General features: G+C 64.8%; 5 protein-coding genes. 4 read left to right on the top strand and 1 reads right to left on the bottom strand.

Going from position 1 to position 5,978, the window contains the following annotated elements:
* Window positions 1-74 precede the first annotated feature (74 nt).
* Window positions 75-989 carry a LysR family transcriptional regulator gene (locus AC1RR3_RS38460; protein WP_492830518.1) on the bottom strand — a complete coding sequence of 305 codons (915 nt, stop codon included), beginning with the start codon at window positions 987-989 and terminating at the stop codon, window positions 75-77.
* Between the two features lie 102 nt (window positions 990-1,091).
* Between AC1RR3_RS38460 and AC1RR3_RS38455 the strand changes: the two genes are divergently transcribed.
* The 4 genes from AC1RR3_RS38455 (at window position 1,092) to mmsB (ending at window position 5,825) form a co-directional block, all read left to right on the top strand.
* Window positions 1,092-2,588 carry a CoA-acylating methylmalonate-semialdehyde dehydrogenase gene (locus AC1RR3_RS38455; RefSeq protein ID WP_492830516.1) on the top strand — a complete coding sequence of 499 codons (1,497 nt, stop codon included), beginning with the start codon at window positions 1,092-1,094 and terminating at the stop codon, window positions 2,586-2,588.
* 118 nt (window positions 2,589-2,706) lie between these two features.
* Window positions 2,707-3,852 (top strand): isobutyryl-CoA dehydrogenase, encoded by a 1,146-nt coding sequence (locus tag AC1RR3_RS38450; RefSeq protein ID WP_492830514.1) that lies wholly within the window; start codon window positions 2,707-2,709, stop codon window positions 3,850-3,852.
* On the top strand, window positions 3,849-4,910 hold the full coding sequence (locus tag AC1RR3_RS38445; RefSeq protein ID WP_492830512.1) for an enoyl-CoA hydratase/isomerase family protein: 1,062 nt from the start codon (window positions 3,849-3,851) through the stop codon (window positions 4,908-4,910). The genes AC1RR3_RS38450 and AC1RR3_RS38445 overlap by 4 nt, the downstream gene beginning before the upstream one ends.
* A gap of 6 nt (window positions 4,911-4,916) precedes the next feature.
* Entirely contained in the window at window positions 4,917-5,825 is a 909-nt protein-coding gene (mmsB, locus tag AC1RR3_RS38440) for a 3-hydroxyisobutyrate dehydrogenase (protein WP_492830520.1), read from the top strand.
* The last annotated feature ends 153 nt before the right edge of the window (window positions 5,826-5,978 follow it).

Genomic DNA, 5,978 nt, shown 5'->3' with positions numbered 1-5,978 from the left:
CCTGATCTATGCCAATACCGTCGTACAGCGCGGAACGCCATGGACCGAAAAAGCCGCATAGCCTTTAATGGTTGCTATGAAGTTCGCCCCGCGAACAACGCCCGATCGCGCTCCACGATCTCGCCAATGTAATCCGCCACCGCCCTGATCCGCGCGAGATCCTTGCTGTCGGCGTGCATCAGCATCCAGAACGTCCGCGTGATCGAAATCTCCTCCGGCAGCACCGCCACAAGCTGCGGATAGTCGCTCGCCATGAAATGCGGCAGCACCGCGATGCCGAAGCCTGAGAGCGTGGCGTTGAGCTGCGCGATCAGATTGGCGCTGCGCAAGCGCGCCGAAATCCGCGGCGACACCTGCGGCAGATAATCGAGTTCCGGCGTGAACAGGAGCTCCTCGATGTAGCCGACGAACCGATGCTGCGGCAGCACCTCGCGCGAGGTGATTTTCGGGAAGCGGTCGAGATAGCCAGGCGCGGCATAAAGCCCGAGGCGGTAGTCCAGCAGCTTGCGGCCGACGATGCGGCCTTCCTTCGGCATGGTCAGGCTGATGGCGATGTCGGCCTCGCGCTTGGAGAGACTGAACAGTCGCGCGGTGGCTACAAGTTGCAAATCGAGATCGGGATACCGGTCGGCGAAGGGGGCCAGTCGCGGCGCCAGGAAGGCGGTGCCGAAGCCATCGGGGGCGCCGATCCGCACCGTTCCCGTCAGCCGCGCCACCGAGCCGCCGACCTGCTCCTGGTTGGCGACGATGGTCGATTCCATCGCTTCAGCGCTGTCGGCGACCCGCTGGCCGGCCTCGGTGAGGAGATAGCCGGTCTTGCGCCGGTCAAACAGCTTGGCCGAGAGGTGCTTTTCCAGCCGGTCGACCCGGCGGATCACCGTGGCATGGTCCACCCCAAGCTGTTTTGCCGCAGCCGAAACCGAGCCGCCCCTGACGATGGCCAGCACGAAGCGAAAGTCGTCCCAGTCGATGGTACCTTGATCCAGCATTTTCGCACATCTATGGTGCATTATCTCAGACTTGAATCCTATAAAATGCAGGTCGATAGGATTTGTCAAAGCGATCAGACCGGGACCTAAGGAGTTCTTTCCATGCGCGCAGTCGGACATTTCATCGGTGGCAAGGAGGTCAAGGGCACCTCGGGCCGCACCGCCGACGTATTCGAGCCGATGACCGGTGACGTCCAGGCCAAGGTGGCGCTGGCGTCCAAGGCCGAAGTTCGCGCCGCCGTCGAGAACGCCCGCGCCGCGCAGCCGGAATGGGCTGCGACCAACCCGCAGCGCCGCGCCCGCGTCATGATGAAGTTCGTCGAGCTGGTGCAGCGCGACTACGACAAGCTCGCCGAGCTGCTGGCGCGCGAGCACGGCAAGACCGTGCCCGACGCCAAGGGTGACATCCAGCGCGGCCTCGAAGTCGCCGAGTTCGCCTGTGGCATTCCGCACCTCATGAAGGGCGAGTACACCGAAGGCGCCGGCCCCGGCATCGACATCTATTCCATGCGCCAGGCGCTCGGCGTCGTTGCCGGCATCACGCCGTTCAATTTCCCCGCGATGATCCCGATGTGGAAGTTTGCCCCCGCCATCGCCTGCGGCAACGCCTTCATTCTGAAGCCGTCGGAGCGCGATCCCGGCGTGCCGATGCTGCTCGCCGAACTGATGATGGAGGCGGGACTGCCGGCCGGCATCCTCAACGTCGTCAACGGCGACAAGGAAGCGGTCGACGCCATCCTCGACGACCCCGATATCAAGGCCGTCGGCTTCGTCGGCTCCACGCCGATCGCGCAATACATCTACGAGCGCGCCGCCCAGACCGGCAAGCGCTGCCAGTGCTTTGGCGGCGCCAAGAACCACGCGATCATCATGCCGGATGCCGACATGGACCAGGCGGTCGACGCGCTGATCGGTGCGGGCTACGGCTCGGCCGGCGAGCGCTGCATGGCCGTTTCCGTTGCCGTGCCCGTCGGCAAGTCCACCGCCGACCGGCTGATGGAAAAGCTGATCCCGCGCGTCGAGTCGCTCAAGATCGGGACCTCGATCGATCCGTCGGCCGATTACGGTCCGCTGGTGACGCGCGAGGCGGTCGAGAAGGTCAAGGGCTATATCGACATCGGCATCAAGGAAGGCGCAACGCTTGCCGTCGACGGCCGCGGCTTCAAGATGCAGGGCTACGAGAACGGCTTCTATCTCGGCGGCTCGCTGTTCGACAACGTCACCAAGGACATGCGGATCTACAAGGAAGAGATCTTTGGCCCGGTGCTCTCGGTCGTGCGCGCGCATGACTACAAGGAAGCGCTGGCGCTGCCGTCCGAGCATGACTACGGCAACGGCGTTGCCATCTTCACCCGCGACGGCGACGCTGCCCGCGACTTCGCGGCCAAGGTCAATGTCGGCATGGTCGGCATCAACGTGCCGATCCCGGTTCCGATTGCCTATTACACCTTCGGCGGCTGGAAGAAGTCGGGTTTCGGCGACCTCAACCAGCACGGCCCGGACTCGGTCCGCTTCTATACCAAGACCAAGACGGTGACCTCGCGCTGGCCGTCCGGCGTCAAGGAAGGTGCGGAGTTCTCGATCCCGCTGATGAAGTAATCTCCTCAGCCGTCATTGCGAGGAGCGTAGCGACGAAGCAATCCAGCATCTTTCCGCGGAGACAGTCTGGATTGCTTCGCTTCGCTCGCAATGACGAGAGAAAAATGAGCAGCCCAGCATGCAGTTCGCTCTGAACGAGGATCAGGTCGCGGTTCGCGACATGGCGTTGGCGTTTGCGGCGGAAAAGATCGCGCCGCACGCGCTGCGCTGGGATGAGGAAAAGCATTTTCCCGTCGACGTGATGCGCGAGGCGGCGACGCTCGGCATGGGCGGCATCTACATCCGCGAGGATGTCGGCGGCTCCGCGATGACGCGGTTCGACGCGGCGCTGATCTTCGAGGCGCTGGCGACGGGCTGCCCGACCACCTCCGCCTTCATCTCCATCCACAACATGGCGAGCTGGATGATCGATGCCTATGGCAGCGACGCCCAGCGCCACACATGGCTGCCAAAACTCTGCACCATGGAGTTGATCGCGAGCTACTGCCTGACCGAGCCGGGCGCAGGCTCCGATGCGGCCGCGCTCCGCACCCGCGCGGTGCGCGACGGCGACCATTACGTCCTCAACGGCCAGAAGCAGTTCATATCGGGTGCCGGCGGCACCGACCTGCTGGTGGCGATGGTGCGGACCGGCGGCGATGGCCCCGGCGGCATCTCGACCCTTGTCATCGACGGCAAGACGCCGGGCGTGTCGTTCGGCGTCAATGAGCGCAAGATGGGCTGGAACGCGCAGCCGACCCGCGCCGTGATCTTCGAGAACGCCCGGGTGCCCGTGGCCAACCGCCTGAGCGAGGAAGGCGTCGGCTTCAAGATCGCGATGGCGGGCCTCGACGGCGGCCGTCTCAACATCACGGCGTGCTCTCTTGGTGGCGCCCAAACTGCACTCGACAAGGCGCGCACCTACATGAAGGAGCGCAAGGCCTTTGGAAAACGCCTCGACGAATTCCAGGCGCTGCAATTCAAGCTCGCGGACATGGCGATCGAGCTCGAGGCCGCGCGGACCTTCCTCTGGCGCGCAGCCGCGGCGCTCGACCGCAAGGACCCCGACGCCACCATGCTCTGCGCGATGGCCAAGCGTTTCGGCACCGACGTTGGCTTCGAGGTCGCGAACAACGCGCTTCAGCTGCACGGCGGCTACGGCTATCTCAGCGAATACGGCATCGAGAAGATCGTGCGTGATCTGCGCGTGCACCAGATTCTCGAAGGCACCAATGAAATCATGCGGCTGATTGTGGCGCGCAAGCTGATCGAGGGCGCGCGATGACGGAGGAGGGCGATCTGATCGTTCGCCGCGAGGGCGCAGCTGGCGTGATCCGGCTCAACCGACCCAAGGCGATCAATGCCATGACGCTGGAGATGTCCATCGGCATCGACGCGGCGCTGGACCAGTTCGAAGCCGATCCGGATGTCGCCGTGATCATCCTGGAAGGTGCCGGCGAACGCGGCCTCTGCGCCGGCGGTGACATCCGCGGCCTCTGGGAGAGCTCGCGCGAGGGCGGCGATCTCGGCGCGCGGTTCTGGCGCCAGGAATACGTCATGAACGCGCGGATCGCCAAGTATCCGAAGCCGTATGTCGCGTTCATGGACGGCCTGGTGATGGGCGGGGGCGTCGGGCTATCAGGCCACGCCAGCCATCGCGTCGTCACCGATCGCACCAAGCTGGCGATGCCCGAAGTCGGGCTCGGCTTCTTCCCTGATGTCGGCGGCACCTGGCTGCTGTCGCGCTCGCCCGGCGAGATCGGCACCTATTTCGGCCTCACCGGTCAGACCATGAATGGACCCGACGCGATCCACGCGCAGTTCGCCGATGCGGTGGTCCCGGCTGCCAAATGGCCCGAGCTGCGCGAGGCGCTGACGAAGGTTGGCGCAGGCGTGACCGCGTCGGAGGTCAGCAAGCTCATCAACGGCTTTGCGACTGGCGATGCCGCAGGTCCGGTCGCGGCGAAGGAGCCGATGATTGACGCGCTGTTCAGCTTCGATCGCATGGAGGACATCGTCGCAGCGCTCAAGCGCGACGGTTCCGAGTTCGCGCTGGCCACGCTGAAGACGCTCGGCGAGAAGTCGCCTCGCGGCATGGTGGTGACGCTGAAACTGCTGCGGCTGGCACGTAAGGCGTCGAGCCTGGAAGAATGCCTGGTGCGCGAATATCGCGCCGCACTGGAAGTGTTCCGCAGCGACGATTTCCGCGAGGGCGTGCGCGCCGCCGTGATCGACAAGGACCGCAATCCGACCTGGTCGCCGCCGCGGATCGAGGATGTGACGTCGGCGATGCTTGCGCCATATCTCGCCGAGATCGGCGCCGACGAGCTGAAGTTCAACTAATCAACGATTGAAGCGGAGGAAACGAAGATGGCCACGATCGCATTCATTGGTCTGGGCAACATGGGCGGCCCGATGGCCGCCAATCTGGTCAAGGCCGGCCACAAGGTGGTCGCGTTCGACCTCGCCGAGGCCTCCCGCAATCAAGCCAAGGCCGACGGTGCCGGCATCGCCGACAGCGCTGCGGGGGCGGCGAAGGGCGCCGATGTGGTGGTCACCATGCTTCCGGCCGGCAAGCACGTGCTCGGCGTCTGGAACGAGGTCGTGCCCGCCATGACCAAAGGCGCGCTGATCATCGACAGCTCCACCATCGACGTCGAGAGCGCGCGTCAGGCGCATGCGCTGGCCGCCAAGAACGGCGTGCTCTCGGTCGATGCACCGGTCTCCGGTGGCACCGGCGGCGCCAAGGGCGCGACGCTGACCTTCATGTGCGGCGGCGAGGAGAACGCGTTCGCCGCGGCCAAGCCTGTGCTGGAGAAGATGGGCAAGAAGATCGTGCATTGCGGCGGCGCCGGCGCAGGCCAGGCCGCAAAAATCTGCAACAACATGATCCTCGGCATTTCCATGATCGCGGTGAGCGAGGCGTTTGCGCTCGGTGAGAAACTCGGTCTCTCGCATCAGGCGTTGTTCGATGTCGCCTCGACCTCGTCGGGCCAGTGCTGGTCGCTGACGACCTATTGTCCGGTTCCGGGCCCGGTGCCGACGTCGCCAGCGAACAACGACTACAAGCCGGGCTTTGCCTCGGCGCTGATGGTGAAGGATCTGACGCTGGCGCAGGATGCCGCCAAGGCCGCGGGTGCGGCGACGCCGCTCGGCCAGCATGCGCAGGAGATTTACCAGGCCTTCGACAAGGCAGGCCAGGGCGGGGTGGATTTTTCCGGAATTATCAAGCACGTTCGTAGCCTCGCCGGCAAATAGCGAGGCTTCGTAGCCCGGATGGAGCGAAGCGAAATCCGGGACAATTCCCTCGACTGGCGCGACCGGCCCCGGATTGCGCTTCGCTCCATCCGGGCTTCTGTAACGGGCCTCAGTTAGTCAATCCCTTTTTGCGTCATCCTCTCGCCAGGAACC

It is taken from the genome of Bradyrhizobium sp. GW821-FHT13H05 (genome assembly GCF_058804065.1).
The sequence above is the reverse complement of the archived record's forward strand: the minus strand, read 5'-3'. Positions and strand labels throughout refer to the sequence as shown.

What these genes read in the sequence shown, in the direction of transcription:
- AC1RR3_RS38460 (WP_492830518.1), bottom strand. Translation starts at nt 989, where the DNA reads ATGCTGGATCAAGGTACCATCGACTGGGACGACTTTCGCTTCGTGCTG.
- AC1RR3_RS38455 (WP_492830516.1), top strand. Translation starts at nt 1,092, where the DNA reads ATGCGCGCAGTCGGACATTTCATCGGTGGCAAGGAGGTCAAGGGCACC.
- AC1RR3_RS38450 (WP_492830514.1), top strand. Translation starts at nt 2,707, where the DNA reads ATGCAGTTCGCTCTGAACGAGGATCAGGTCGCGGTTCGCGACATGGCG.
- AC1RR3_RS38445 (WP_492830512.1), top strand. Translation starts at nt 3,849, where the DNA reads ATGACGGAGGAGGGCGATCTGATCGTTCGCCGCGAGGGCGCAGCTGGC.